The following is a 26,492-nucleotide window of genomic DNA, read 5'->3' on the forward strand; positions in this document are numbered from 1 at the left end:
ATCGGTGAATACTGCGACGACGCCTCACAATGCAGCTCGTTCCTCTCACGAGCCCAATAGCATCAACCCCACCTGTTCGCTATAAAATGCGTGGTTTTCCCCTCGATGCAACAGCAGCACTTCCGCCTGTGGGCGGTGTAATTGCTGCCGAAACCGTTCCAGTGCCTCACCTTCCAGTATCGGTAATCCGGTTTTACGTTTCTGCCACCAGCTAACTCGTACCTGCACGCGGCTCTGTTCCCAGGCAAAAGTGTCCGATATGGCATAAGGCTGAGGTAGCTCACCATCGTTTTCTGGTTTCCATGCCAGATACAGATCCAGCGTTTCCTCCCCCAGACGGGTGGAAATGTCCACTGCATCGCTCCAGCCTGCTTCGCTGGATTGGGCACAATAACCGTGGACAAGCGCTAACGACGACTGACTCGCCACTGAACGCTGGCCGTAACGCTCGCCCAGTACCTTGTTGGCTATTGCCTCCAATGCCGGAGGCACCGCGATCTGTTCTTCATACACGCTGTTGATCAGCAGACGCGCCGCTTCCGGCATTTTGATCGCACCGCACTCACGCAACATCGCCTGCGTGCGCCACAGCGCAGCATGATCGGGGTAAACATAGCCACTATTGCGCAGTTCATCGCCCAACCAGTCAGCCTCCGCTTCCGGCTGCCAGACTGGCGCCATGATATGCAGCACCGCTGCCGGGCGCTCATCCGTTAGCGGTGTAGCGTCCGCCTCAGTTTTACGACGCCCGTCGAGAAACCGAATATGTCGCTGTAGCCGCCCTGCGCGTTGAATCAGCAGATCGATGGGCGCAAGGTCGCTAATCATGTTATCGACATCAATATCCAGCGACTGCTCGACAACCTGCGTGGCAATCAGCACCTTACCAGCACGCTCATCCGGCATACTGTCTTTGCCAAACCACGCCAGCGCCCGCTCTTCAATCGCCATCCGATCGCAAAAGGCAAAACGGCTGTGGAATAGCAGCATATTGTCCTCTGCGACACCCGCCTCAATGAGTTGGCGATAAACCGCGATAGCATCATCCACCGTGTTCCTAATCCAAGCGATCGATTGCCCTGCCGCCACCGCAGCCTTAACGCAATCAATGCCCTGCAACCGCTCAGTCAGCCAGCCAATCTTGACCTCGCGCCGCACTTCCTTCCGCGTTTCCAACTTCGTTTCCCGCAATCCTTCACGCGTTAACTGCGTCAGCCACGGATACGTGGCATTGGGATCGGGCGGAGCAGCCTCACAGGCTATGCCCTGCGCAAACGCCCGCGTCAGCTTTTCTCGCAGAGTAAGCGGTAACGTCGCCGTTAAGATAATCACGCTGCCGCCCTGCTGTGCATGGAAACCAATCAACAGCTCGATCAGCTTGCTCATGTAGGCGTCATACGCATGTACTTCATCCAGAATCAGCAGTTTATTCTGTAGCCCTAGCACCCGTAGCGACTGGTGGCGGAACGGCATCACCGCCATCAGTGCCTGGTCGAGCGTACCCACGCCGATATCGGCCAGCAGCGCTTTCTTGCGTGAGTCCGCAAACCAAATGTTGCAGTCTTTGCTGGCGGCATTTTCTTCCTTGTCGTACTGCGCCTGCCCCTGACTGTCACCTTCCCATAGCGATTGCATAAAGGCCGATGACATATGTCGCGCACCGTGCGCCAGCATCAGCGAAGGGTTATGTTCTGGTGAATATAATGCGCGATAGGCTTGCGCCAGCCGTTTATACATGGCATTTGCCGTCGCCATCGTCGGCAGACCGACATAAATGCCGCTCGCTTTTCGCTGCGCCATCAGTCGATGCGCCAGTATCATTGCCGCTTCCGTTTTCCCGGCCCCCGTCACATCTTCCAGAATGAAAAGCTGCGGACCGTCAGCGGAAATATCAGCCTCTAGCGCTTTCTGTTGTAGCGGCGTCGGTTGCTGCATAAAGGGAAAGAGCCGTTGGATAGAATGAAAAGAAGCGGGAGACGGAGTACGCGGCAAACGCGAGACAACCTTTTCCGCTATCGGTAGCGCATGCTCACGCCAGTAGGTTTCGAGCGGCATTGGCGTACTGCAATACCAAAAGTCCTGCTGACGCGAACCCAGCCAGTCTGCCAGTACGGTCAAACCAGCCAATCCCCAGCTTTGTTGCTTCAACCTGTTTCGCCAGCTCTTGTTCGCAAAGCACATAGGAAAAACGGACACTTCAGGAAAGCATGTTGCTACATCATGCAGGTAATCTTGCACTGCCCGATAATCGTCACGATGAAAGGCCAGACTCCCTTTTTTCACCACCTCTGGCGGCTTGCCGTGGTGCCCGGTAACGATGTTCAGCCAGATATCAAGCGTCTTTTGGGAGTCAGAGGTGAGCATGTCCGCAGAGAAAGGTAATAGATCGGGAAAGTCATCACGCTCTTGCCAAAGCCAGAAACCTAACGCGTCATGCCGCGCCGTATCGACCTGCCCTGAAGACTGAACCAGCGGGGAATCCGGGTTGATATATTTACGCTGGAAACCACGGGCAAATTTTCCGATATCGTGCCAGGCGAGAAAATACGCAAACCATGGAGCAACATCATCATCACCAGATGCCAGTTCGCGCAGTACATGGCTAGCCTGAAAATAATTTCCCTTTAACAAGAAATAACCACAGGCCGCCACATCCAAACAGTGATAAGGCAGTAGGTGATAATCGTCACCCACCAGCGCATCCGTTGATCTATTCGCTTTGCCCCAATAGTGGAAATAACGCCGGTCGATGATGCCCTCCTTGTCCATAGACTTTACCACCTCTTACCAACTGCCTCACGCCGTCGGTGTACTTCCCGCTAATGCCACGACGTTTTCTTGCTCTGCTGGCGCTTTGCTGGTTTTCTCTTTTTTCTTTTCCACGTAGGTCAGTTTTTCCTGATTTTGCGTTGGCGGGGTTAACGGGTGGGATTGGCCGGTGAAAATACCGCCTTTTTCGATGGAAAGCTCATCAGTAAAAATATCGCCGAACACTTTTCCTTGCGCCAGAATCGCCACAACGCTGGCGACTACACGACCTTCCACACGACCGTTAATGACGATCTGTTGCGATTTCATTTCACCGTTTACCTGACCGGTGTGCTCCACTTTAATTGTGTTATCACACTGCACATCACCTTCTACCTGACCTTCTACAGTGATGTTGCCATCAACGCTTAGAGAGCCCGTCATCCGCGCACCCTGAGAAATGAAGGTATCCTTTTTCACGCGCACAGGGTTCACTGAATTAATCAACTCGTTCGATGGGCTGATGGCGGGAGAGTTATTTATTTCACTGCGCCCTTGCGGCTCTTTTACGTCTTTTTTATTTTTATCAAATGAAAACATGGTGTTATTCCTTTTAACAGTATAGAAAAATGCAATCACAGCACTCGCGGCCAGCACGACTGCCACTCCCTGACCATAATAGCGAAGGGGAAATTCGCTATAAATATCAACAAGCCAGGCGACAACCAATATCGCCCATATCGCCCATATTCCCCAAAGCAGGTTGTAATTACGCACCGGGATAAACCCAGAAAGAGGTGGGGTAATACATATCCTTCTCCATTCGTCCTTTTTTGCGGCTTAATTTTCGGTTTCATCCGGCCACGCCCCATAGATATCGGATAGTCAGCCTTTTTATTTAGCCCGGCGACCGTAGCGCGTGATGACTATCGCATAAATTTTCACCAATGAGACGTGGAAATATAAATTATCTTGATGTAAGTGCATCTCCGCAGTGAAGAGGATTGCTTAGCTAAACCGATTCTTCTATGTTAGCAAACAGTCTAACTATCGCTGATAAGAGTAACTTTATGGCAAACAGAATTTGGGTCATGGGCGACGCCGTTGTCGATCTCATCCCAGAAGGTACGGAACGCTATCTGAAATGCCCCGGCGGTGCGCCAGCCAACGTCGCGGTCGGCATTGCCAGACTGGGGGGAAACAGCGCCTTTGTCGGTCGCGTCGGCGACGATGTGTTTGGGCATTTTCTAAAAACGGTGCTGGAACAGGAAAACGTCGATACCCACTACATGGCGCACGACAGGCACCACCGAACATCAACCGTGGTCGTAAACCTTGATGAGGCAGGGGAACGCACCTTCACGTTTATGGTACGCCCCAGCGCTGACCTATTTTTACAGCCGGAAGATCTACCGGTGTTTAATCGGAGAGAGTGGCTGCACCTCTGTTCCATCGCGCTGTCGCAGGAACCGTCGCGTAATACCGCATTTAAGGCAATGCGGCAGATAAAAGCCGCGCTGGGGCGGGTTTGTTTCGATCCCAATATCCGTGACGATCTCTGGCAAAGCGAGCAGGAGCTGCGCGACTGTCTGACACAGGCGCTCATGCTGGCCGATGTGGTGAAGCTGTCGCGTGAAGAACTGGCCTTTCTCTGTTCAACGCTCGACGTTGAAGAAGGCATCCAGCAGTTCATACAGCGCTACCCTACTCGATTGTTGCTGGTGACGTTGGGCAGTGAAGGCGTCTGGCTGCACGATCGCCACCAGCTACGGCACTTTGCTGCGCCATCGGTGACGCCTGTCGATACCACTGGCGCGGGGGATGCCTTCGTTGCGGGTTTACTGCACGGCCTGGCGGAATATGACGATCTATCGCAGCCGCTTAGCTGGGATCCGATTATCGAGCAGGCACAGCGGTGCGGTGCGCTAGCCACCACGGCAAAAGGCGCAATGACCGCACTCCCCTACGCCCAAGCGCTGCACGCCCTCCCCGTAATCAAACCCTAATCCCTCCGTTTCGTGCCGCTACCGCCCGGTTTTGTAGTCAGGATCACAGTTACAGAATCGGGCGAGTGAAATTTCTTGCTAACCCTTCTTCTGGCTTTTATTTTCCTCATGAAAAACCGGTTTAGCAATTTAGCTAAACATGAGAAATCCAAAAACAATAAATCTCCTTCACGACGAGAACGAAAAAATGAAACCAAGCCACCTTGCTGTGACGATAGGATTATTACTCTCCTCCCCGCTTTATGTTTCTGCTGCCAACACCGATAGTATCGAAGAACGTCTGAACGCAATGGAACAGCGTTTACAACAGGCTGAAGCCCGCGCTCAAGCCGCCGAGGCCAGAGCCACTGCCGCCGAGAAACAAACCCAGCAACTCGCCACCCGTACCACACAAACCGAACAGAAAACTCAGCAGGTGGAACAGCGCACGACGGCGCTGGCCAAGCAGAAATCGTTCGCCGATGGATTTGAATTCCACGGCTATGCGCGTTCCGGTCTGTCAATCAATGATTCCGCGACCAGTTCCAAAACCGATATCGGGCCGGGCATGTCCCCTGCCGGTCAGACAGGTGGACATATTGGTCGCCTGGGGAATGAAGATGACACCTACGTTGAGCTCAAACTAGAGCACAAACAAAAGCTGGATAACGGCGCGACCACGCGCTTCAAGGTAATGATGGCAGACGGCCAGCGCAGCTATAACGACTGGACAGCCGCCACCAGCGACCTGAACATCCGCGAAGCCTTCGTCGAGCTGGGATCGCTGCCGACCTTCACTGGCGCGTTTAAAGACACCACGCTGTGGGCAGGTAAACGCTTCGATCGCGATAACTTCGATATTCACTGGCTCGATAGCGACGTGGTGTTCCTTGCTGGCACGGGTGGCGGGATCTATGACGTGAAATGGGCAGATAGCGCCAAGAGTAATTTCTCGCTGTATGGCCGCAGCCTCGGCGAAATTACCGCGCTGGACAACGACATCAAAAACTACGTCTTTACCGCCAACAACTACGTCGGGCCATTCCAGTTCATGCTGAGCGGCATGAAGGCGAAAAACAACGATATCGACTCAGCCAGAGCCAGTGATATCGCAAGGGCAGGAACCAACCGCGATTATTCTACGTGGGTCAGTAACCCTAATGCGGGCGATAAAGGCTATCACGCAATGGTGGCGTACCACGGCGACAGCTTCTACGGCTTACGCGACGGGACATCAAAAACCGCGATCCTTTACGGCCACGGACTGGGCGGTGAAGTGAAGGTCATCGGCTCCGACGGCAACCTGACCAATGACGCCAACACCTGGCGGTTTGCGACCTACGGCACAACAGCGCTGAACAAGACCTGGAGCTTCGCGCCGTCCATTCTGGCGCAAACCAGCAAAGACCGTTACGTCAACGGCGACAGCTACGAATGGGTGACTTTTAATGCGCGCCTGATTCAGGAAATCACCGAAAATTTTGCACTGGCCTATGAAGGCAGCTATCAATACATGGACCTCGATCCGCGCGGTTATCGGAGCCTGAATCAGGTTAGCGGCGGCTTCTATAAACTGACCTTCGCGCCGACGTTCAAAGTCGGTGATATCGGCAACTTCTTCAGCCGCCCTGAGTTGCGCGTGTTTGCCAGTTATATGGACTGGGATAAACGACTGGATAATTACTCCAGCGAAGATACGTTTGGCTCCACCGGCTTTAAAGCAGGCGGCGAATGGAACTTTGGCATCCAGATGGAAACCTGGTTCTGATGATTGGCTAGCCTTGGCGTCGATGACACGCTAATCGACGCCAAAGAAACGGTATACACAGAGGAATAACATGGATATCAACGCAACTGCCTCCGCGCTCATCCCCTTGCTTGGCGGAAAAGAGAATATCGCCAGCGCTGCCCACTGCGCCACTCGCCTACGTTTGGTGCTAAACGACGACAGCCTGGCAGACAAAAAAGCGATCGAGAATGTTGACGGTGTTAAAGGCTGCTTCCAGAACGCCGGACAAATGCAAATTATTTTCGGAACGGGGCTGGTGAATAAGGTCTACGCTGAGTTCATTAAAGCCGCTGGCATCAGTGAATCAAGCAAGTCCGAAGCCGCCTCGATCGCGGCGAGAAAGCTGAACCCGCTGCAACGGCTGGCACGTCTGCTATCAAACATCTTCGTCCCTATCATGCCAGCGATTATCGCTTCCGGCCTATTGATGGGGCTGCTCGGCATGATCAAAACCTACGGCTGGGTCGATGCCAGCAGCGCGATCTTCGTGATGCTCGATATGTTCAGTTCCGCAGCCTTTATTATCCTGCCTGTTCTGATCGGTTTTACCGCCGCACGAGAATTCGGCGGCAACCCCTATCTGGGTGCAACGCTGGGCGGCATTCTGACCCATCCGGCACTGACCAACGCCTGGGGCGTCGCAGGGGGTTTCCAGACCATGCATTTCTTCGGCATGGACATTGCCATGATTGGCTATCAGGGCACCGTATTCCCGGTACTGCTGGCCGTCTGGTTCATGAGCATCGTGGAAAAACGTCTGCGTAAAATCGTACCCGATGCACTGGACATTATCGTCACGCCGTTCCTGACGGTCATCATTTCCGGCTTTGTCGCCATGCTGATCATCGGGCCGGCGGGGCGTGCACTGGGTGATGGCATTTCTCTCGTCCTCAGCACCTTGATTGCTCACGCTGGCTGGTTCGCGGGTTTACTGTTTGGTGGCCTTTACTCCGCCATTGTAATCACTGGCGTCCATCACAGCTTCCATGCGATTGAAGCTGGTCTGCTTGGCAACCCGGCTATCGGCGTCAACTTCCTGCTGCCGATTTGGGCGATGGCCAACGTGGCGCAGGGTGGCGCATGTCTGGCGGTCTATTTCAAAACGCGTGATGCCAAAACCAGAGCCATTGCCGTTCCGGCAGGGCTTTCTTGTCTGCTGGGGATTACGGAAGCAGCGATCTTTGGTATCAACCTGCGCTTCATTAAGCCGTTCCTGGCAGCACTGGCGGGCGGTGCGCTCGGTGGTGCATGGGTAGTCTTCAATCACGTCAATATGACGGCCGTCGGGCTGACTGGTTTTCCGGGGCTGGCGATTGTGCAAGGGGGATCGATGCTTAACTACCTGATTGGGATGTTGATTGCATTCGGTGCCGCCTTTGTCATTTCCTTACTGCTGAAATACAAAACGGATAGCGAATCATGAAGGAAATCCACTTACTCAAGCGCATGGCGCACGCCCTGATGTCAGGCCAATCACGGAAACAAGACGATCCTTATCGCCCGGACTGGCATCTGTCCCCGAGCGTTGGCCTGCTTAACGATCCGAATGGGTTTATTCATCACAACGGGTGTTACCATCTGTTTTATCAGTGGAATCCTTTAGCCTGTGCCCACGGAGCAAAATTCTGGGGGCACTGGAGCTCCGCCGATCTGGTGAACTGGAAGCATGAACCCGTGGCGCTGGTGCCGAGCGAAAGCTATGAAAGCCACGGCTGCTACTCCGGTTCCGCCGTGGTAGATCAGGAGGCGATCATGTTGATGTATACGGGTAACGTGAAATACGACGATGGCTCACGTACCGCGTTTCAGTGCCTCGCCCGCGAAAACCCCAACGGTGAATATGACAAGCTGGGAGCAGTGCTAACGCTCCCCGACGGCTACACTGGCCACGTCCGCGATCCGAAAGTGTGGCGTCATGACGATCGGTGGTACATGGTGCTCGGTGCACAAGATCTCGATCTTCAGGGAAAAGTACTGCTTTATCGTTCTGCCGATCTGCTGGCATGGGACAAGATCGGCGAGATCGCCGGTTCCCGTTTAGGTGGGCTCGGTGATTTTGGCTATATGTGGGAGTGTCCAGACCTGTTCCCGCTGGATGGCAAAGATGTACTGATTTGCTGCCCACAGGGTATTCCCGCCGAAGAGGAACGCTACCTGAATACCTTTCAGGCTGGTTATTTTATTGGTTCACTCGACTACGAAAGCGGTACTTATCCGCATCAGGGGTTTCACGAACTGGATCTCGGCTTCGAGTTTTACGCACCGCAAACTACGCTGAGTGAAGACGGGCGACGCCTGCTGTTCGGTTGGATGTCGATTCCTGATGACAATGAGTTTTTTGAACCGACAATCGAACATGGCTGGATCCATACCATGACCTGCCCGCGTGAACTCACACGGCATGGCGATCGCGTTTATCAACGTCCTGCCCGAGAATTGCAACAGTTACGCAAGCAGCATGATATCTGGCAGGGTGCCGCAGACTACGCGCCGCAGTTCGCCATTAGCCGCGCGGAAATACTCATCACCGCTCAGGGAGAGTTCCAGTTCAACCTTGCCTCGCAGATCGTTCTCTGTTGGGACGGCGAACGCGTCACGATGAGCCGACACAACCGTCGCACTGGCGAACCCGAACATCGCTATTGGCGCGGCGATCTGCGTCAATTGCAGATACTGTGCGATCGCTCCAGCATTGAGATTTTTATCAACGATGGCGAGGCCGTGATGTCTGCACGCTACTTCCCGGAAAGCGAGGCGACCATCATGTTCAGCGGCTCTGGACGATTAACGCTACAACACTGGCTGTTAGCGCCATGCGTGATAGAATAACATCCCTTTTTTCTGATAGCAGACCACGCGGTGAAACCGACTAAACGCATAACAATCAGTGACATCGCCGCACTAGCCGGTGTATCAAAATCCACCGCCAGTCTGGTGCTTAACGGCCGCAGTAAAGAGTTTCGCGTTTCTGATGAAACCCGCGATCGCATTTTGGCCGTTGCGCACGAGCAGCGTTACCAACCCAGCATTCACGCACGTTCTCTGCGTTCCTCACGCAGCAACACGCTAGGGCTGGTAGTGCCGGAAATGACCAACTACGGCTTCGCCGTGATTTCCCGCGAACTGGAGATGCGGTGCCGTGAAGCAGGGTTACAGTTACTGATTGCCTGTACCGACGAGAATGCCAGTCAGGAGATGATGGCAGTTAACAGTCTGGTACAGCGTCAGGTCGATGGCTTGATCGTCGCTTCCAGCCTGTTGAGCGACGTCGAATATCAAAAAATTAATCAGCAACTGCCCGTTGTACAATTTGACCGGGTTATTGGTGATTCCACGCTGCCGATGGTGATTTCCGAAGCGGTAGAATCCACGGCGGAAATGGTCGAACGTATCGCCCGTCAGCACCGTGATGAGTTCTATTTCCTTGGCGGCCAGCCGCGTATTTCCCCGACTCGCCACCGTCTGGAAGGCTTCCAGCTTGGGCTGACGCGTGCCGGTATCGACTGCCAGCCAGAGTGGATCCTTCATGGCAGCTATCACCCCAGCGCGGGCTATGAAATGTTTGCTCAGTTGTGTGCGACACTGGGACGTCCGCCAAAAGCACTGTTTGTTGCCGCCTGCGGCCTAATGGAAGGCGTGCTGCGCTATATGAACCAGCATAACCTGATGGGAAGCGGTATCCGGCTGTGCTGCTTTGACGATCACTATCTGTTCGATTGTTTACCGCTGAAGATCGATACCGTGGCACAGGATTGTGAAAATCTGGCGCGCAACAGCTTTGAAATGATTACAAGTTTGATTGCGCAACAGCCGCTTGAAGAAGACCGGCGCTATATCCCGACGCGTATTCACTGGCGTCACCCTGACTCACGGGCATAGTTCAAAACGGTTCTCAAGCGGTTATTCGCTACAATCACCTTATTGCTAGCAGGTCTATGGCGTCTTCTGCTATTAACGCAAATATTCCCGTCACGACGGCTTGACCTAGCGGGAAGTTAAGGGTTGCATTGATAGCAATAATGCGGAATCATTTTGTCTAAGCATGATGGTCAAGGAAGACGCTAAGGTTCATCTGGATGATAAATAAGGTAATTAATAAGGCACCGCTCAGCCAATTAGCCCCCCGCTGCTTTCCTCAGCCACTCTGCGTTCAAAGAAGCATCACCTCTTCAAAAACAGTCATCACCACATGTAGCGCATCACCCAAGGGCGTCTAACGGTAGCCCTGATGTGACGGCATAACCATCATATATCACGACCAAAGAAAAGGGAGATTCACATGAACGTTCGCACTATCCGGACACCCGCTAGGCTGGCCGCGCTCGTTGCCGCCACCATCGGCTTAACGGCCTGCGAAGACAAGCCCGACGTCGCAGCAGCCCCAGACCAGCCCGCTTCTGCCACCGCCAGCGCAGCACCCGCACCGGCGGCGAAACCTCAGGTGGATGCTAACCAGAAGCTCAATATCTACATCGAATGCTTCAACTCCACCCATGTTTCTGCCCACAAGGCGATGGAGCGCTACACATCCTGGGTAAAAGATATGAAAGCAGGCCCTACGGGCAAGGAACGCGTTATTTACGGCACCTACTCGGTATCGGAATCCAGCCTGAAAGACTGTAGAGACCCCGTTATCAGCGCGGCCCAAAGCGAGCCAGCCATGCCCGCGCTGGACACGGCCGCCAAAGACTACTCTGCAACAGTAATCGCCTGGGGCCAAACGCTGCAGGAAGCCTCGACTTACTACGATCGCGAGAACTATAAAGATGATGCGATGGCACGCGGCAAGGCGATGCACGGCGACATCGTCAAGCACTATGCGGCATTCAACACAGCCAGTCGCCAGTTCAATCAGGCTCTGGAAGAAGCTAACGACGAGCGCCAACTAAAGCAACTGGCAGAAATCGAGAAGAGCGAAGGCCGCCAGTTCAATTACTGGCATATGGCCACTATGCTCAGCGCCAAGCAACTGGTAAATGTGCTAACGCAGGATGACTTCGACATCAACACCGCCACGGCCCGGCTTAAAGCCTATGAGGACAACGTCGACGCACTGATCGAACTGACCAAGCAGCCCAACACAGTGAAACCCGCGACATGGTCTCTGATGAATTTGCCACTGGAAGATTATCGTATGTCCGCTAAAGAGCGCTTGCGCCGAGTGCGTGATAAGACGCCCTACAGCCAAGGCGATCGTATACTGCTGTCCAAGAACTCCGGCTGGATGGTACATGGCAGCGCCGACAGGCTCATCAGGAACTACAACTCTCTGGTGGAAAGCAGCAACCGCCAGCGCTGATTCATGCGACCACGTTGCATAGAAAGACGACCGCGCGGCGAGTTAACCCTGTCGCGCGTCTTGATAAAGGCTGCGGGAAATGGTGCCTTGGTTGCCTTTCTGAACGCTGGACTAGCGGCGCTTTCCAGCGTTCATGCGGCACCGGACTTCACGTTGAAATAAAAAAAGGAATGCGGTTTGAACCTTCACCCCGCATTCCTTCTTAAAACATCACTCGTAATCGTTATTTAGCAGCAGCGGTTTCCGCACCGACCAAACCAACCTTGAGGTAACCCGCTTTACGCAGTGAATCCATCACGCTCATGATGGTTTCATAATCGACGCTTTTATCCGCCTGAAAAAAGATAGTTGTTTCTTTGTTGGCACTGGTTTTTGCATCCAACACCTGAGCCAGAGACTGCTCGTTAATCGCCTCTTCCCCCAGAAACATTTGCTTATCCGCTTTTACCGTCAGATAAAGCGGCTTCTCTGGGCGCGGCTGCGGCACGGCTGATGATGCTGGCAGATCGACACGAATATCCACCGTTGCCAGCGGGGCTGCCACCATGAAGATGATCAGCAGAACCAACATGACGTCAATGAACGGCGTGACGTTGATGTCATGCATTTCACCATCATCACCTACGTCCTCCTTCAAATGCATCGCCATGACTTAACCCACCCGCAGTTTATGCGCTGCTGAAGACGCCCGGTTATCGTTGCTGGCAGCCACGTCGAGATCGCGGCTTTGCAGCAGCAGCACTTGTGCCGCCACATCACCGACCGTCGCTTTGTAACCAGCAATCGAGCGCGCAAAGACGTTATAGATGACAACCGCAGGGATCGCCGCGACCAGACCAATCGCCGTCGCCAGCAGAGCTTCTGCAATCCCCGGGGCAACCACCGCCAGGTTAGTCGTTTGCGTCTGTGCGATACCGATGAAGCTGTTCATGATGCCCCATACCGTACCGAACAGCCCTACGAACGGTGCAACTGCACCGACCGTGGCCAGGTAGCCATTACCACGCCCCATATGACGCCCAGTTGCCGCCACGCGACGTTCCAGACGAAACGCGGTGCGCTCTTTAATCCCGTTGTTATCATCTGAACGTGCAGAAAGTTCCAGTTCGTTCTGCGCATCCTCCAGCAATTGCTGCGCTACGCTGCCTGCTTTGAACGAATCAGCCGTCTCCAGCGCATCGTCCAGCGTTTTCGCCTGCTCCAGCGCCAGATACTCACGACGCAAGCGACGTTTCGCGCCAGACATTTCGACACTTTTACTGAAGAAAATCGACCAGGTAATCACGGAAGCCAGCAGCAAACCGATCATCACCGTTTTCACCACGGCATCGGCGTGCTGGTACATACCCCAGACGGATAAATCGGTTTTCATCAGGTTATTCGTACCCGGCACCGCACTAGCCGGAAGCGTAAGCGCTGACGTCGGCGCGGATGCTTCGGTTGTCACGGGTATTGGAGAGGGTGCCGCAGTTGGTGCCGCATTCTCTGTCGATAACGGCGTCGTTGCCGGAGCCGCAAACGCATTTCCACTTAGTCCCGCCGTACATAGCAGGATAACCAGCACGCTACGGGAAAATGCGCTGAACGCACCACGTTTTTTTTGCCAGGTTGATAACACCTGTTGAGTTGTATTACTGACAGCCGTTTTCACGCTGTGCCTCCACCATTCGTTCTGTACAATAACGCGCACACACCCGTAGGTATCATGCCGCAATAACGCAGCCTGAAATGATACCAAACCCTGAACGAATTGATAGTCGTTCTCATTATTATTTACGTCAGATAACACACTTTTTCTTGCGTTCTGACAGGGTTTTTGGGGGTATTACCTGCATTTCGACGGAAAATGCATAAAGAAGCATGAAGAATCGCATTCAGGAATATATCTGGCAGGCGATAGCTGCAGGTACTCGCCTAAAACACTGCCTTATACTGTAAGGTTTTTGTGATCGACATTAAGTTATCACACCATTTCATGGTGACTGGCGATAAGTTCAATGAAATGAATAGAAACACAAACACACAACAAGACAAATAAAAACATCATGTTATGAAGATTTAGATTAAGAAAATAGGAATAAAAACCCTATAAAACAGCATTTCATATTAGCTTTTTCTTTTGTGACACGAGTCATTCTACGAAGTTGTATAATAGGTTAGCTTAACCCACAGAGAATCCCGACGCGCGCCACGATAATAGCTATACAAGGATGCCGTCTTCTCACCGATGCACCACAATAAATTATTCTATTTTTCATGGGTTTGATTTTTTAATCACCCTTTTATTATCGATAATGTCCCCCTACCTCTGGAGATAATTCAATGAAGCTGTCGAAAACATTGATCGGCATTTGTCTGGGTTCTACTGCATTCCTGATGAGCCAAGCGATTCAGGCACAACAAATTAAAGCCTCTGATGTTCACCCTGAAGGTTATCCTAATATCGTCGCCGTACAGAAAATGGGAGAAAAATTAAAATCTGCTACCAATGGCAGGCTGGAAATTAAAACCTTCCCCGGCGGCGTATTAGGGGATGAGAAGCAAATGATTGAACAGGCTCAGCTCGGTGCAATTGATATTATCCGTGTTTCAATGACGCCCGTTGCCGCTATTTTACCAGAAATAGAAGTCTTCACCCTGCCCTATATTTTCCGTGATGAAGATCATCTGCATAAAGTGCTGGATGGAAAAATCGGTCAGGAAATTGGTGACAAAATTACCCATAGCAGTAAATCAAAATTGGTTTTCCTGGGCTGGATGGATGCGGGAACGCGTAATTTAATCACCAAGCAACCCGTGGCGAAACCAGAAGACCTCAAAGGTATGAAAATTCGAGTTCAAACCAGCCAGGTTGCTCTCGCAACGCTGAAAGCTATGGGCGCTAACGCCATCGCTATGGGCACCAGCGAAGTCTTCAGCGGCATGCAAACCGGAGTGATTGACGGCACCGAAAATAATCCACCAACTTATGTGGCACATAACTACATGCCTGTTGCCAAGAATTTCACCTGGAGTCGCCACTTCATTATTCCTGAGCTGTTCCTGTACTCCAAAACCAAATGGGATAAGCTTTCCAAGGAAGATCAGGATCTGATCCTGAAACTGGCGAAAGAAGCGCAGCAAGAGCAGCGCGTACTGTGGAATGAATATACTCAGCAATCCCTGGATAAAATGAAGGCCGGTGGCGTTCAGTTCCATGAAACCGATAACGAGTACTATTTCAAAGCGACACAGCCTGTACGCGATCAATTTGGTGCCAAATATCAGGATCTGATTAAAGCCGTCGCCGACGTCCAATAATCAATATCTCATCTCAGCGGATAAATAGAGGAACGTTGATAACTCTATTTATCCGCCACCCTTAATAGCTTGATAAAAAAATTATCCTTCGCTTATCACTCACTGAGTGAATATAGGTGACACAATGGCACAGTCTTATCACTTAAGTATGGATGTACTCTATCGTATTGCCATGTGGGTTTCTGGTCTGGCGTTACTCATTATGACGCTAATAATTCCTATCGGCATATTCGCACGTTATGTTTTAAATGCGGCATTATCCTGGCCAGAACCCATTTCAATTATTTGTATGGTGACGTTTACTTTTGTAGGTGCGGCGGTCAGCTATCGTTCTAATTCACATATTGCTGTCAGCATGTTGACCGACAGATTGCCAGAATCCGGTAAGAAGATTTGCGTTCATCTGTCGAATCTCCTGATGCTCTTGATCAGCCTGTTTATTCTTTATTACAGCACAGTGCTCTGTCTGGAATTATGGGAACAGCCCGTCGCAGAATTCCCATTATTAACTGCGGGTGAAAGTTATTTACCGCTGCCTATCGGCTCGTTAATTACTGTGCTTTTCATCATCGAAAAAATGTTTTTCGGCCCGCAGGATAAACGCCCTGTGGTCATGCTTGGCAGTTCTTAATTCGGAGCCAATACACCATGGATGCATTTATTCTTGTTGCCACGCTGGCAGTGCTGTTGGCGGTCGGCGTTCCCGTCGCCTACGCGGTAGGGTTGAGCGCAATTGTTGGTGCCTTCTGGATCGATTTGCCGCTTGAGGCTGTCATGATTCAGATTACCAACGGCGTGAACAAATTTTCGCTACTGGCGATCCCCTTCTTTATTCTGGCTGGGGCCATTATGGCCGAAGGCGGCATCGCCCGCAGGCTGGTCAGCTTCGCGTATATTTTTGTCGGCTTTATTCGCGGCGGCTTATCACTCGTTAACATCGTCGCATCGACGTTTTTCGGGGCGATATCCGGCTCTTCTGTGGCAGACACGGCTTCAATCGGCTCAGTGATGATCCCAGAAATGGAGAAGAAGGGCTACCCACGCGACTTCTCCGCTGCCGTCACCGCCAGCGGCTCCGTGCAGGCAATTCTGACACCACCGAGCCACAACTCTGTAATCTACTCGCTGGCAACCGGCGGCACGGTTTCGATCGCCTCGCTGTTTATCGCCGGGATCCTGCCCGGTCTGCTGCTCAGCCTGACCTTGATGGTGATGTGTGTTGGTTTCGCACATCGACGGGGTTACCCGAAAGGTGAACGCGTACCGTTCCGTCAGGCGCTGAAAATCTTTGTCGATACCCTGTGGGGGTTGATGACGGTTGTTATCATCATGGGTGGGATTTTGTCCGGCATTTTTACCGCGACGGAGTCTGCGGCCATCGCCTGCCTATGGTCCTTCTTCGTGACCATGTTTATCTATAAAGATTATAAATGGTCTGAGCTGCCCAAACTGATGTACCGCACGGTAAAAACCGTCACGATCGTCATGATCCTGATCGGCTTCGCCGCCGCATTCGGTGCCATCATGACCTACATGCAGTTGCCCGCCCGCATTACCGAGTTCTTCACCTCCATTTCGGATAACAAGTACGTCATCCTGATGTGGATTAACATCATGCTGCTGCTGGTCGGTACGCTGATGGACATGGCACCGTTGATCCTGATCCTGACCCCCGTTTTGCTGCCTGTCGCCCACTCGCTCGGCATCGATCCAGTGCATTTCGGTATGATCATGCTGGTTAACCTTGGGATCGGCCTGATCACGCCGCCGGTAGGGTCGGTACTTTTCGTCGCCAGTGCGGTGAGTAAACAGAAGATAGAACAGGTCGTTAAAGCGATGCTGCCTTTCTACTGTGGGCTCTTCTTTGTACTGATGTTGGTCACCTATATTCCGGCTATCTCGCTCTGGTTGCCGAAATTCTTTGGCGTCCACACGGGTTAACCCCTCCTAATTGCGCCATGTTATTCGTAGCAATGCAGAAAAACATGGCGCTTTTCTTACCTGAAATATTTTCACCTACCTCCGATCTTATCCCAGAAAAATCGGCGAAAAGCCCCTTCGCTGCTGGATATCAGCAGTGCTGAGCCTTTTCTCTGTCGCGACAAAACCCGACCACACGCCGCCCAAGCCGTGATAACGTAGACCTTATAAATTGAACGCTCATGAATCCAATCATGCCCCGCGATTCCCACCGCGCTCACCGTCGGAAATAGTCAGCGCAGTGAGTCATTCGGCAAGACTGAACAGAAAAAGGTGATAGTGGTTATGACAAGCAAAAAAACGGCAACCGCGTTAGTCGCCGCAGGACGCAGCAAGAAATTCACCCACGGCTCCGTAAACCCCGTTATTCAACGCGCTTCTTCTCTGGTATTCGATACCGTGCAGGACAAGAAACATGCCACGATTAACCGGGCCAACGGCGCGCTGTTCTACGGTCGCCGTGGCACGTTGACCCATTTCTCGTTTCAGGAGGCGATGGTGGAACTGGAGGGTGGCGCTGGCTGTGCGCTGTACCCTTGTGGAGCAGCAGCCATCTCTAACGCAATCCTCTCTTTCGTTGCGGCAGGCGATCATATTCTGGTAACGGAATCGGCCTACGAACCCACGCAAGATTTCTGCACGAAAGTACTCAGCAAGCTGAACGTCAGCACTACCTATTTCGATCCGCTCATTGGTGCCGGAATTGCCGAGCTGATCCAGCCGAATACCAAAGTGGTCTTTCTTGAATCACCGGGCTCTATCACCATGGAAGTCCACGATGTGCCGGCCATCGTCCAAGCCGTGCGCCGTATCAATCCCGAGATCGTTATCATGATTGATAATACCTGGGCTGCGGGCATCTTATTCAAGGCGTTCGACTTCGATATTGATATCTCGATTCAGGCCGGTACGAAATATATCGTCGGCCATTCCGATGCTATGATCGGCACAGCAGTCGCTAACGAACGCTGCTGGGTACAGCTACGTGAGCACTCTTACCTGATGGGGCAAATGGTAGATGCAGATACCGCTTATGTCGCCAGCCGCGGCCTGCGTACATTGGGCGTTAGGCTCAAACAGCATCAGGAAAGCAGCATCCGCATCGCGAAGTGGCTGGCGGAACGGCCAGAAGTGGCGGTCGTTAACCACCCCGCGTTACCAGGATGCAAAGGGCATGAATTCTACAAGCGCGATTTTAACGGCTGCAACGGCTTGTTCTCCTTTGTTTTGAAAGAGAAATTAAGCAAAGAAACGTTGGCACATTATCTGGACCATTTTGAGCATTTCAGTATGGCGTATTCCTGGGGGGGCTTTGAGTCCCTGATTCTGGCGAATCAGCCAGAAGAACTTGCGGCCATTCGTCCTGTGAGCGGCGTGGATTTTACCGGTACACTTATTCGGTTACATATTGGACTTGAAGACAGTGACGATCTGATCGACGATCTGACCGCAGGTTTCAGCAGACTGAGCGCCTAACAAGGCGTCAGCAAGCGGATGCTTAGGCCAACGGCAGGAAAAAAATACAGAAAGTGTGACGACCATAAAGCCGCCGCGTCTTGATTTCCCCTGCGGCGCAGTGGGTAATGCGTTATGATAATCGTGAGTCAACGCTTACCAAAAAACGGCGTTACCTTAACCAAAATGTAGCATTAAGCCCTGCCGTATTATCACAATGCGACAAGGCATTTGCCCCATACCGATTTTAGGGCTTGATAGGCAATAGATTTCAGGTAACCCAGCGCTCTACCGCCGCTGCCTGAGAAATAATGAATATCGTCACGCGGGAAGTAATATGAGTATGGTTCACGACATTATTCAGGCGCTCTGGCAGCAGGATTTTAGTGCGCTGGCCGATCCCCACGTCATTTGGGTAATTTACGGTATTCTGTTCACAACGCTGTTTCTGGAGAACGGCCTGCTACCGGCCTCTTTTCTGCCCGGCGATAGCCTACTGCTGCTCACCGGAGCCATGATTGCCAAAGGCGTGATGAGCTTTTTCCCCACAATGATTCTGCTTACCATCGCCGCCAGTCTCGGCTGTTGGCTCAGTTATCTGCAAGGGCGCTGGCTGAGCGATACCCGATTAGTAAAAGGCTGGCTGTTGCAACTTCCTGCACATTACCACCAGCGCGCCCATCACCTGTTCCATCGCCACGGCCTGACGGCGCTGCTGGTGGGGCGATTTTTAGCCTTTATCCGCACGTTACTGCCAACGATGGCGGGAATTTCTGGGTTAAATAATACGCGTTTTCAAATTTTCAACTGGCTTAGCGGGCTGCTGTGGGTCGGCGGGATCGTCACGCTCGGCTATGCGCTTAGCCATATTCCGCTGGTCAAACGCTATGAAGATCAGGTGATGACCGCGCTGATCCTGCTGCCTATTATTTTACTGGTCAGCGGCCTTATCGGCATGGCTGTTGTGGTGTGGCGTAAAAAACGGACGGTCGCCTAATCGGTCAACCGTTCGATTTATTGCCGCAATCAGCCTTCTTCAACCGCCATATTATTGGCCTTTAATCTCGTGACTTCATCACCTGGCGTCGCACCAAAATAGCGCTTAAATTCCCGGCTAAACTGCGACGCACTCTCATACCCGACACGAGCTGCCGCAACGCCCGCTCTCAGGCCATCATTGAGCATCATCACGCGTGCTTTATGTAAGCGGTAGGACTTCAGGTATTGCAGCGGCGATGTGTTAGTGACCGCCTTGAAGTTATGATGAAACGCGGAGACACTCATATTCACCTCGGCAGCCAACTGTTCCACATTCAGGCTATCGGCGTAGTGATTCTCAATGCGTCGCAGTGCTTTGGTGATTTGGCTGAAGTGCGTGTGCCGATTCACCAACGCCTGTAATGCCGCACCACGTTCGCCACAAAGCATATGATAGATAATCTCACGCACAATCGTCGGGCCTAGCACACGGGCATCGCGCGGGTTATTCATCGCATCCAGCAGCCGCTCAACGGCACACAGAATCTCATCGTTCAGCGGTGCGCTATTCACCCCGCAGGTACAGGAACAGGGGCGGATCGCGCTGTCATCATCACCGATGTCAATCAGCAAATCCTGAAGCATCGGGATATCGATGCTAATCGCAATCCCTACCAGCGGGTTCTCAACGCTGGCTATCGTTTCACATTCGAACGGCAGCGGAACGGTCATCAACAGGTAGTTTTCGGGGTCATACAGGAACGTTTTTCCGCCCAGATAGCCAATTTTTTTGCCCTGAAGAATGATGACAATCGTCGGATCATACATCACTGGCACTCGAGGATGATGCTGTTCCGTATACAGAATTCGAACCTGTGGCACGAGCGAAGGCGTGACCCAGCTTTTGGTTGAACAGCGTATAGCCTGCTGCACGATGCGTTGCCGCGCAGCCTGTTGCTGTTCTGTTTGTTTCTGAATTATTTGTTTCTGAACAAGCCGCTCGCATTGGCTCTCCATCGACATGCCCTGGCCTTTCGTCAACATGCCTTGGTTTTCCATCAACATAGTTGTTATCTCGCTACCCGTTATTTTTTCCTGCCTGAAGCCTTTCTCCTGACAGGAGAAACAAAATGGCATACCTGCGAATTATTATCACCCTTTTCTCCTGTATTTTGTAGGAATAGGCAATAACCAAACAGAAATGTGCATTGAACGTCTTCCCTCGGTTGATGACAATACTAAGCATACATTTGCCCACTATCATTCGGGAAAAGACATGAATAAAACGATTGAACTGTTTACGTCACATCGCAGCGAACGTAGCTATCTTGATAAACCGATTCCCGATGACGTGCTGGATGCCATTATTCAGTCCGCACATTTGGCACCAACGTCCGTGAACTCTCAGCAGGTTTCACTCATCGTCACCCGCGACCCCGCGCACAAAGCACGCATTGCCGAACTGGCCGGTGGCCAACCGTGGATTACCAAAGCGCCTGTATTCATCACCGTCGTGCTGGATATGCATAAAACGCAGGTTGGGATTGCCATGAGCGGCAAACAGCAGCACGCGCATGAAAGTCTCGAAAGCCTGATCGCTGGTACAACGGATGTCGGCATCGCGCTCGGCACATTGATGGCCGCCGCACGTTCATTTGGGCTGGGTATCGTCCCGATTGGCGGCATCCGTCGTGAACCACAAGCAATGATCGACTTTCTGGAGCTTCCTGAGCTGACGTTCCCTGTCGCCGGCGTTGCTATCGGCTACATCGATACCCCTGCGCATCAGAAACCGCGCCTGCCGCTGAGTTCATTCCGCCATGATGAAACCTATCATCAGGACGTTCTGCCTGCAGCGATTGAACAATATAACCACACGCTGGTGGCGCACTGGCAGCAAACTGGCCGCGCTGACGGCGACAACTGGGGCGATAACACCGCCAGCTATTACCAACACATCTACTTCCCTAAAGTCTTGCCCGCGATCCTTCAACAGGGCTTTAAACTGGACAAATAACCTATGCTAAATTTCACACTCCATACCCCTACCAAGATTTTGTTTGGCGAAGGCCAGATTGCTGAATTAGGCAAAGAAATTCCTGCCGATGCCCGTATTCTCATCACTTACGGCGGCGGCAGCGTGAAGCACAATGGTGTGCTGGATCAGGTCTATCGCGCACTGGAAGGCCGCAACGTACACGCATTTTCCGGCATTGAGCCTAACCCAACGTATGAAACGCTGATGAAAGCCGTCGAAGTCGTCCGTGCGGAGAAGATTGATTTCCTGCTGGCGGTTGGCGGGGGTTCAGTGGTTGATGGCACGAAATTTATCGCTGCCGCCGCAGATTATCAGGCGGCACAGGATCCATGGCATATTCTGCAAACTGGTGGAGCGGAAATCGATCGCGGCATCGCACTCGCTGCGGTACTCACTCTGCCAGCGACCGGTTCGGAATCTAACAACGGTGCGGTCATCACCCGTAAATCCACCAACGATAAACTCGCTTTCCGTTCACCACACACACAGCCGCTTTTCGCCGTACTCGATCCGGTCGTGACTTACACCCTGCCCGCTCGCCAGATCGCGAACGGCGTGGTCGATGCCTTCGTTCACACGGTTGAGCAGTATCTGACCTATTCCGTTGATGCCAAAGTACAGGATCGTTTTGCGGAAGGTTTGCTACTGACGCTGGTTGAAGAAGGCCCGCGCGCGCTGGCTGAACCGGAAAACTACAAGGTCAGAGCCAATGTAATGTGGAGCGCGACCATGGCGCTGAACGGCTTGATTGGCGCAGGCGTACCGCAGGACTGGTCAACTCATATGCTGGGACACGAATTAACGGCATTACACGGCCTCGACCATGCCCAGACACTGGCTATCGTCCTGCCCGCCATGCTGACGGCAAGAAAAATCCAGAAGCGAGACAAACTACTGCAATACGCCGAACGCGTCTGGAATCTGCGCGACGGTAGCGAAGACCAGCGCATCAACGGCGCGATTGCCGCTACTCGTGACTTCTTCGAGAAAATGGGCGTACCAACCCGCCTGTCTGACTATCAGTTGGATGGCAGTTCTATTCCCACGCTGGTCGCCAAACTCAGCGAGCATGGCCTGACCGCATTAGGCGAACATGGCGATATCACACTGGAAGAAAGCCAGAAGATTTATGAAGCCGCGCGTTAAAGCACTTCGTATTTAGCGACAGCACTGCCTATCTGGAAATAACGGATAGGCAGTGCTGTAAGTATCCCTGCAAAACGGCCCATTCGCTTTTAGGGATCTTCCGACATACTGAATATGTCACTGAGGAGATCGCCATGCGCAAAGCACGATTCACCGAGCACCAGATCATCGCCGTTCTGAAATCAGTCGAAGCTGGCAAGGCCGTCAAAGAGGTGTGTCGCGAGGCCGCTATTTCCGAAGCCAGCTATTACAACTGGAAAGCGAAGTTTGGTGGTATGGAAGCCGCTGATATCAAAAAGATGAAAGATCTGGAGGATGAAAATCGTCGTCTGAAACAGATGTTTGCCGATCTGAGTCTCGAGTGTCGTGATCTGAAAGATGTCATCGAAAAAAAGCTTTAAAACCAGCGATAAAGCGTGAGCTCGTTATACTGCCAGCGAACTTCGCTGTTCTGTGTATCACGCCAGGCCTGCAACTGACCATGGGCATTCCAGTGCAGAATTTCCCGGCGACCATCCGGGTAGATAACGCGCGTCAGAGTCGGGGTTTATGACCGGGATGCCCATCACCATTACAGTTGAGCGCAGGAGACTGGTGATTGAGACCGAAATTAATTTCTGACGTCACACATCAAGGAATAAACAGCAGATAAAAAATAGCCAGAAGGATCGCTGGAATCACTTTCGGATTTTACTTTAATTATTACTATTAATTAATAAAATCATTCCGATGGGAATGGATGAATACACTCTTTAAATGCTTCTCTTAATAGTTCATCACTTGATTTATTAATTGATTTATTTTTATACCCTTCCATTTTTTCTTTTAAGAAAGTTTCATTAGCTATATTTCTTTGGCTATAAAATTCTTTCTCATACTTTCCAAGATAATCGGCCTCAATAATTTTATCGAATAGTGAATTTATAGCAGTACTGCCAGCGAATTGGAGTGATTCGACATCACTGCAAGAAAATTTAGTATACATAATGAGCTTTTTCAATGCACTGATCTCATCCTGCGTAATGATTATGTTTTTCTCATTTTCTAACACCGCATTTACCTCGCATACTTATCTGATTGAGGGTTAGCTTATTCCTGGCCTCATAGTTTATATTAGACGTTATTGAGTATGGATTGCTTCCAGAGTATAAAACATCATTTAATTCTATCTTACCCGAATGAATATATTCCAACATAGAAAATCTCTTAATGTTACTCATTTGGACGGAATCTGCTTTAAAAATGATTGCATAGTCACTACGTCCTGCATGTAAGGGATCAGTAATTAGAAGATATCTCATAATATCGTTGGGAGACATCAAAGTATCTGTTACATATAATTTCCCTGCGGCGTTCTGGCGCTGCTGCACCAGCAGTTCCCAGCCGTTGTGTATCCAGTGGCGGCGTGAGACAAGTTCGCCGTCGCGGTCATGCTGCACTTCGGCGATCTGGTCCCCATCCCACAGATAGCGGATATCTTCATGGGTCTGGTCGTAGTGTTTGCTATTCAGGGTATACACCACTCTGAAGGGGTTGCGTCTGCCCCGCTGACAACTCGGAATAATAGGGTGGATAAATTAGTGAAGCACAATACATGTTTTATCGCATACAGCTTTACAACCTATTAGGTGAATTACATCTTCTTGCTATAATACCCCCTATGATCGAGGAGTTAACCTGACCTCAATATAGATGGATCAAAAACAACTATCTCATTAGAGTTTTTTTTCACGCCACAGGGAAAAACACCTATTTTTAAAATATCAAAAAGTTCTTCGAGTTTATTTTTAATTCCATCCCATTTCAGATATCTCTGCACACTAACCATCATTAAAATATAATGACACTAATCATCTACTTCCTTAACAAATTTATCATATTCAGAATTATCGGCTAGCCCTGCCTTTTTCCTCAAAAGATACTCTTTCCTTTTTCTTATAGTTTCTTTTAGAGTATAAACACCCCCTGCCTACCAACTTGGCCTATGTCCTTACTAAAGATGTCTGCATTCCACATATCTTTAGACCGAATAGGCATACCATCCATCATTATTAAAGGCTGGCCGCTAAAAGAGTCGAGATTTATGACCGGGACGCCGATCGCCGTGCCGGTTGAGTGGGGGAGGTTGGTGATTGATATGGAGATTAGCCTCTAGCCTGTCCCAATGGTACCCATACCTGTGGGCAGGTAGTTCGGTTGAGTCACCTGCCTGCGTATTAAAAAAGACAGATTTACTAAAAAATTTGACTGGTCAAAAAATAAATCTGCCATTTTTCATTTAATAATCACGACATTTACGAAATAAGAAACTCTATGCCATTTTAATTTTACAGAAAGTTTAATTCTTCGATATTTTATTCAAATAAAAATCAAGATATTTTTTAGGTCGATCCTGAAAAGCTCTTTTCTTTCCGTAGCTATACGCATCATGAAAATGTTTATAAGCCATATCATATTCTTCTAACTCATAGCAAACCATCCCAAGATCAATTAGCGGAGCCGTATCTATATCTGACCCTCTGGTTTGTAACGCAATTTCTGCCCATTTTTTAGCCTCATGAAAATCCTCCATATCGGAATATGCACTATATATACACGCAGAAATCCAACTGGAAATTTCCCAATCTAGCTTTGGTTCAGGGAGTAATCTCCAAGCTTCATTATATTCTTCTAATGCCTGTCCATAAGATTTTTCATCATGAAGGTGATTACCCTTTTCGACTACAGATACTATTAATCCCTCTAACTCTTGACTTACATCAGAAAGAATCTTCATTACGCACCTATTCAATCATAGAAAGTATTTCACGATTTCCGCAGGCCCAATAAAATCACTTGGATTTCTATATCTATCAGGTAGGCTTGCACCCTGAGAACGGTTATGTCCAAAATACTCTAACTCATAGTTTTTGGGGTCTCGCATAAAGGCTCTAACCTCTTTAGACTTCGCCCCATAGTACCCACCCTTTTGATTCCAATATTTAACAGCATCAGTTAAATGAACCATATCAGCATCCTGAATACGATGCCTTCCTGATTAAATATAGCCTGCGGTTCACCATTATGGCCGCTGGTGACAAAGTCGGTTTCCCAGCTTCTATTTACAGTCTGGCGCTGTTGCACCGGCTGGCATCTCTATACACGCCTTTGATTAGCGTCGGTATCTTCCCCTGAAAAATAGATTCAGGAGAATTTGGTTTGATAAAAAAATCACTATCAATTTTTTTCTTCTTTTCAATTACAGAATTTATTTTTTCTTTCATAAAACACTTCGGAATTTAAATAATAATCATTTTAGAGCATATAGTCCCAGCAGGAACTGCTTGAGTAGCCCCACCGATATAACTATTAACTCTAGACAGGAGCGAAATTATTGGCCCTTCAGTTGCACCGCCCCATCCAACATCAGGGGTATGATCCGGAGCTGTGCCTTTTGGATATAATTCAGGTGTTGCTCTCTTCGCTGCGTTAGCTGCATTATTAGCAGAAGCGCGCATTTCTGGACTGACAACTTGCCTTGTCATTGAGCCTCCATTAGCCTGAATTTGCGCATTCCAATCTGCAACATGCTTCTGTAGTGCCAAGTCTTCGGCTGAATCTGGCAAAAATTTGTTTTTAATGCTTAGCACCCCATCTTTATCAACACTTGCACACCCAGCCAGCCCAAACGGATCAACCCACGTATTGGGATTCGCCACATATCCGCAGTTACTCTCACCCCTTGCTATCCCTATCGGGCCATAGGGACGATCCTGATGCAGTCGTACTTTTTAG

Annotated in this window: 25 protein-coding genes and 1 pseudogene; 15 read left to right on the top strand and 11 right to left on the bottom strand. The window is 50.8% G+C overall.

The window, feature by feature from the left end:
- Positions 1–45: 45 nt before the first annotated feature.
- A complete protein-coding gene (locus tag A8F97_RS16465) occupies positions 46–2,769 on the bottom strand; it encodes a CRISPR-associated helicase/endonuclease Cas3 (RefSeq protein WP_033070765.1) in 2,724 nt (907 codons plus the stop codon).
- Between the two features lie 27 nt (positions 2,770–2,796).
- Positions 2,797–3,348, bottom strand: a complete 552-nt coding sequence (locus A8F97_RS16470) for a bactofilin family protein (RefSeq protein ID WP_012822184.1) — start codon at positions 3,346–3,348, stop codon at positions 2,797–2,799.
- Between the two features lie 470 nt (positions 3,349–3,818).
- Between A8F97_RS16470 and A8F97_RS16475 the strand changes: the two genes are divergently transcribed.
- The 6 genes from A8F97_RS16475 (at position 3,819) to A8F97_RS16500 (ending at position 11,821) form a co-directional block, all read left to right on the top strand.
- The gene (locus A8F97_RS16475; protein ID WP_014698573.1) at positions 3,819–4,754 is read left to right on the top strand and encodes an aminoimidazole riboside kinase; all 936 of its coding nucleotides are present in this window, start codon (positions 3,819–3,821) and stop codon (positions 4,752–4,754) included.
- 187 nt (positions 4,755–4,941) lie between these two features.
- Positions 4,942–6,501 (top strand): carbohydrate porin, encoded by a 1,560-nt coding sequence (locus tag A8F97_RS16480; RefSeq protein ID WP_012822182.1) that lies wholly within the window; start codon positions 4,942–4,944, stop codon positions 6,499–6,501.
- 70 nt (positions 6,502–6,571) lie between these two features.
- Positions 6,572–7,945: a sucrose-specific PTS transporter subunit IIBC gene (locus A8F97_RS16485; RefSeq protein ID WP_012822181.1), complete on the top strand. Its 1,374-nt coding sequence runs from the start codon at positions 6,572–6,574 to the stop codon at positions 7,943–7,945.
- The gene (locus A8F97_RS16490; protein ID WP_012822180.1) at positions 7,942–9,351 is read left to right on the top strand and encodes a glycoside hydrolase family 32 protein; all 1,410 of its coding nucleotides are present in this window, start codon (positions 7,942–7,944) and stop codon (positions 9,349–9,351) included. Before A8F97_RS16485 ends, A8F97_RS16490 begins: the two co-directional genes overlap by 4 nt.
- A 30-nt stretch (positions 9,352–9,381) precedes the next feature.
- Entirely contained in the window at positions 9,382–10,401 is a 1,020-nt protein-coding gene (locus tag A8F97_RS16495; RefSeq protein ID WP_005973759.1) for a substrate-binding domain-containing protein, read from the top strand.
- 400 nt (positions 10,402–10,801) lie between these two features.
- Positions 10,802–11,821 (top strand): YiiG family protein, encoded by a 1,020-nt coding sequence (locus A8F97_RS16500; protein ID WP_033070764.1) that lies wholly within the window; start codon positions 10,802–10,804, stop codon positions 11,819–11,821.
- Between the two features lie 223 nt (positions 11,822–12,044).
- Here A8F97_RS16500 and exbD read toward each other — a convergent pair whose 3' ends face one another.
- Both exbD and exbB read right to left on the bottom strand, forming a co-directional pair.
- On the bottom strand, positions 12,045–12,470 hold the full coding sequence (exbD, locus tag A8F97_RS16505; protein WP_005973764.1) for a TonB system transport protein ExbD: 426 nt from the start codon (positions 12,468–12,470) through the stop codon (positions 12,045–12,047).
- 3 nt (positions 12,471–12,473) lie between these two features.
- Positions 12,474–13,472, bottom strand: a complete 999-nt coding sequence (gene exbB / locus A8F97_RS16510) for a tol-pal system-associated acyl-CoA thioesterase (protein ID WP_014698569.1) — start codon at positions 13,470–13,472, stop codon at positions 12,474–12,476.
- A gap of 671 nt (positions 13,473–14,143) precedes the next feature.
- On the opposite strand from exbB, the gene A8F97_RS16515 reads away from it, so the two are divergent.
- The 5 genes from A8F97_RS16515 (at position 14,144) to A8F97_RS16535 (ending at position 19,553) form a co-directional block, all read left to right on the top strand.
- Positions 14,144–15,121, top strand: coding sequence for a TRAP transporter substrate-binding protein (locus tag A8F97_RS16515; protein WP_033070763.1), 978 nt, complete (start codon positions 14,144–14,146; stop codon positions 15,119–15,121).
- Positions 15,122–15,245: 124 nt separating this feature from the next.
- A complete protein-coding gene (locus A8F97_RS16520; RefSeq protein WP_014698567.1) occupies positions 15,246–15,752 on the top strand; it encodes a TRAP transporter small permease in 507 nt (168 codons plus the stop codon).
- 17 nt (positions 15,753–15,769) lie between these two features.
- The gene (locus A8F97_RS16525; RefSeq protein WP_014698566.1) at positions 15,770–17,062 is read left to right on the top strand and encodes a TRAP transporter large permease; all 1,293 of its coding nucleotides are present in this window, start codon (positions 15,770–15,772) and stop codon (positions 17,060–17,062) included.
- A gap of 324 nt (positions 17,063–17,386) precedes the next feature.
- Entirely contained in the window at positions 17,387–18,577 is a 1,191-nt protein-coding gene (gene metC, locus A8F97_RS16530) for a cystathionine beta-lyase (RefSeq protein ID WP_012822174.1), read from the top strand.
- 316 nt (positions 18,578–18,893) lie between these two features.
- Entirely contained in the window at positions 18,894–19,553 is a 660-nt protein-coding gene (locus A8F97_RS16535) for a DedA family protein (RefSeq protein ID WP_005973777.1), read from the top strand.
- A gap of 29 nt (positions 19,554–19,582) precedes the next feature.
- Here A8F97_RS16535 and A8F97_RS16540 read toward each other — a convergent pair whose 3' ends face one another.
- Positions 19,583–20,578 (bottom strand): AraC family transcriptional regulator, encoded by a 996-nt coding sequence (locus A8F97_RS16540; protein ID WP_025919454.1) that lies wholly within the window; start codon positions 20,576–20,578, stop codon positions 19,583–19,585.
- Between the two features lie 232 nt (positions 20,579–20,810).
- Here A8F97_RS16540 and A8F97_RS16545 point away from each other — a divergent pair, with 232 nt between their 5' ends.
- The 4 genes and pseudogenes from A8F97_RS16545 (at position 20,811) to A8F97_RS23465 (ending at position 23,339) form a co-directional block, all read left to right on the top strand.
- A complete protein-coding gene (locus A8F97_RS16545; RefSeq protein ID WP_012822172.1) occupies positions 20,811–21,551 on the top strand; it encodes an NADPH-dependent oxidoreductase in 741 nt (246 codons plus the stop codon).
- A 3-nt stretch (positions 21,552–21,554) separates the two neighbouring features.
- Positions 21,555–22,718: an alcohol dehydrogenase gene (gene yqhD / locus A8F97_RS16550; protein WP_012822171.1), complete on the top strand. Its 1,164-nt coding sequence runs from the start codon at positions 21,555–21,557 to the stop codon at positions 22,716–22,718.
- 134 nt (positions 22,719–22,852) lie between these two features.
- Positions 22,853–23,145: pseudogene (locus tag A8F97_RS16555) on the top strand (transposase); the annotation flags it as partial.
- 131 nt (positions 23,146–23,276) lie between these two features.
- Entirely contained in the window at positions 23,277–23,339 is a 63-nt protein-coding gene (locus tag A8F97_RS23465) for a hypothetical protein (protein WP_230856882.1), read from the top strand.
- A gap of 100 nt (positions 23,340–23,439) precedes the next feature.
- On the opposite strand, the gene A8F97_RS16560 is transcribed toward A8F97_RS23465, so the two are convergent.
- From A8F97_RS16560 to A8F97_RS16585, 6 genes are all read right to left on the bottom strand, one after another.
- On the bottom strand, positions 23,440–23,769 hold the full coding sequence (locus tag A8F97_RS16560; RefSeq protein WP_033070761.1) for a hypothetical protein: 330 nt from the start codon (positions 23,767–23,769) through the stop codon (positions 23,440–23,442).
- Positions 23,756–24,241, bottom strand: a complete 486-nt coding sequence (locus A8F97_RS16565) for a hypothetical protein (RefSeq protein ID WP_033070760.1) — start codon at positions 24,239–24,241, stop codon at positions 23,756–23,758. Before A8F97_RS16565 ends, A8F97_RS16560 begins: the two co-directional genes overlap by 14 nt.
- Positions 24,242–25,056: 815 nt before the next feature.
- A complete protein-coding gene (locus A8F97_RS16575) occupies positions 25,057–25,494 on the bottom strand; it encodes a tetratricopeptide repeat protein (protein WP_033070759.1) in 438 nt (145 codons plus the stop codon).
- Positions 25,495–25,509: 15 nt separating this feature from the next.
- Positions 25,510–25,725: a GH-E family nuclease gene (locus A8F97_RS16580; protein WP_033070758.1), complete on the bottom strand. Its 216-nt coding sequence runs from the start codon at positions 25,723–25,725 to the stop codon at positions 25,510–25,512.
- 94 nt (positions 25,726–25,819) lie between these two features.
- Entirely contained in the window at positions 25,820–25,981 is a 162-nt protein-coding gene (locus A8F97_RS24380; RefSeq protein ID WP_154665126.1) for a hypothetical protein, read from the bottom strand.
- Between the two features lie 15 nt (positions 25,982–25,996).
- Positions 25,997–26,416: a hypothetical protein gene (locus A8F97_RS16585; protein ID WP_033070757.1), complete on the bottom strand. Its 420-nt coding sequence runs from the start codon at positions 26,414–26,416 to the stop codon at positions 25,997–25,999.
- Positions 26,417–26,492: the final 76 nt, after the last annotated feature.

It is taken from the genome of Pectobacterium parmentieri, assembly GCF_001742145.1.
GTDB lineage: Bacteria > Pseudomonadota > Gammaproteobacteria > Enterobacterales > Enterobacteriaceae > Pectobacterium > Pectobacterium parmentieri.

Excerpts from the sequence above, each read along its gene's own strand:
- A8F97_RS16465 (WP_033070765.1), bottom strand. The coding sequence starts at position 2,769 with ATGGACAAGGAGGGCATCATCGACCGGCGTTATTTCCACTATTGGGGC.
- A8F97_RS16470 (WP_012822184.1), bottom strand. The coding sequence starts at position 3,348 with ATGTTTTCATTTGATAAAAATAAAAAAGACGTAAAAGAGCCGCAAGGG.
- A8F97_RS16475 (WP_014698573.1), top strand. The coding sequence starts at position 3,819 with ATGGCAAACAGAATTTGGGTCATGGGCGACGCCGTTGTCGATCTCATC.
- A8F97_RS16480 (WP_012822182.1), top strand. The coding sequence starts at position 4,942 with ATGAAACCAAGCCACCTTGCTGTGACGATAGGATTATTACTCTCCTCC.
- A8F97_RS16485 (WP_012822181.1), top strand. The coding sequence starts at position 6,572 with ATGGATATCAACGCAACTGCCTCCGCGCTCATCCCCTTGCTTGGCGGA.
- A8F97_RS16490 (WP_012822180.1), top strand. The coding sequence starts at position 7,942 with ATGAAGGAAATCCACTTACTCAAGCGCATGGCGCACGCCCTGATGTCA.
- A8F97_RS16500 (WP_033070764.1), top strand. The coding sequence starts at position 10,802 with ATGAACGTTCGCACTATCCGGACACCCGCTAGGCTGGCCGCGCTCGTT.
- exbD (WP_005973764.1), bottom strand. The coding sequence starts at position 12,470 with ATGGCGATGCATTTGAAGGAGGACGTAGGTGATGATGGTGAAATGCAT.
- A8F97_RS16515 (WP_033070763.1), top strand. The coding sequence starts at position 14,144 with ATGAAGCTGTCGAAAACATTGATCGGCATTTGTCTGGGTTCTACTGCA.
- A8F97_RS16520 (WP_014698567.1), top strand. The coding sequence starts at position 15,246 with ATGGCACAGTCTTATCACTTAAGTATGGATGTACTCTATCGTATTGCC.
- A8F97_RS16525 (WP_014698566.1), top strand. The coding sequence starts at position 15,770 with ATGGATGCATTTATTCTTGTTGCCACGCTGGCAGTGCTGTTGGCGGTC.
- metC (WP_012822174.1), top strand. The coding sequence starts at position 17,387 with ATGACAAGCAAAAAAACGGCAACCGCGTTAGTCGCCGCAGGACGCAGC.
- A8F97_RS16535 (WP_005973777.1), top strand. The coding sequence starts at position 18,894 with ATGAGTATGGTTCACGACATTATTCAGGCGCTCTGGCAGCAGGATTTT.
- A8F97_RS16540 (WP_025919454.1), bottom strand. The coding sequence starts at position 20,578 with ATGTTGACGAAAGGCCAGGGCATGTCGATGGAGAGCCAATGCGAGCGG.
- A8F97_RS16545 (WP_012822172.1), top strand. The coding sequence starts at position 20,811 with ATGAATAAAACGATTGAACTGTTTACGTCACATCGCAGCGAACGTAGC.
- yqhD (WP_012822171.1), top strand. The coding sequence starts at position 21,555 with ATGCTAAATTTCACACTCCATACCCCTACCAAGATTTTGTTTGGCGAA.
- A8F97_RS16575 (WP_033070759.1), bottom strand. The coding sequence starts at position 25,494 with ATGAAGATTCTTTCTGATGTAAGTCAAGAGTTAGAGGGATTAATAGTA.
- A8F97_RS16580 (WP_033070758.1), bottom strand. The coding sequence starts at position 25,725 with ATGGTTCATTTAACTGATGCTGTTAAATATTGGAATCAAAAGGGTGGG.
- A8F97_RS24380 (WP_154665126.1), bottom strand. The coding sequence starts at position 25,981 with ATGAAAGAAAAAATAAATTCTGTAATTGAAAAGAAGAAAAAAATTGAT.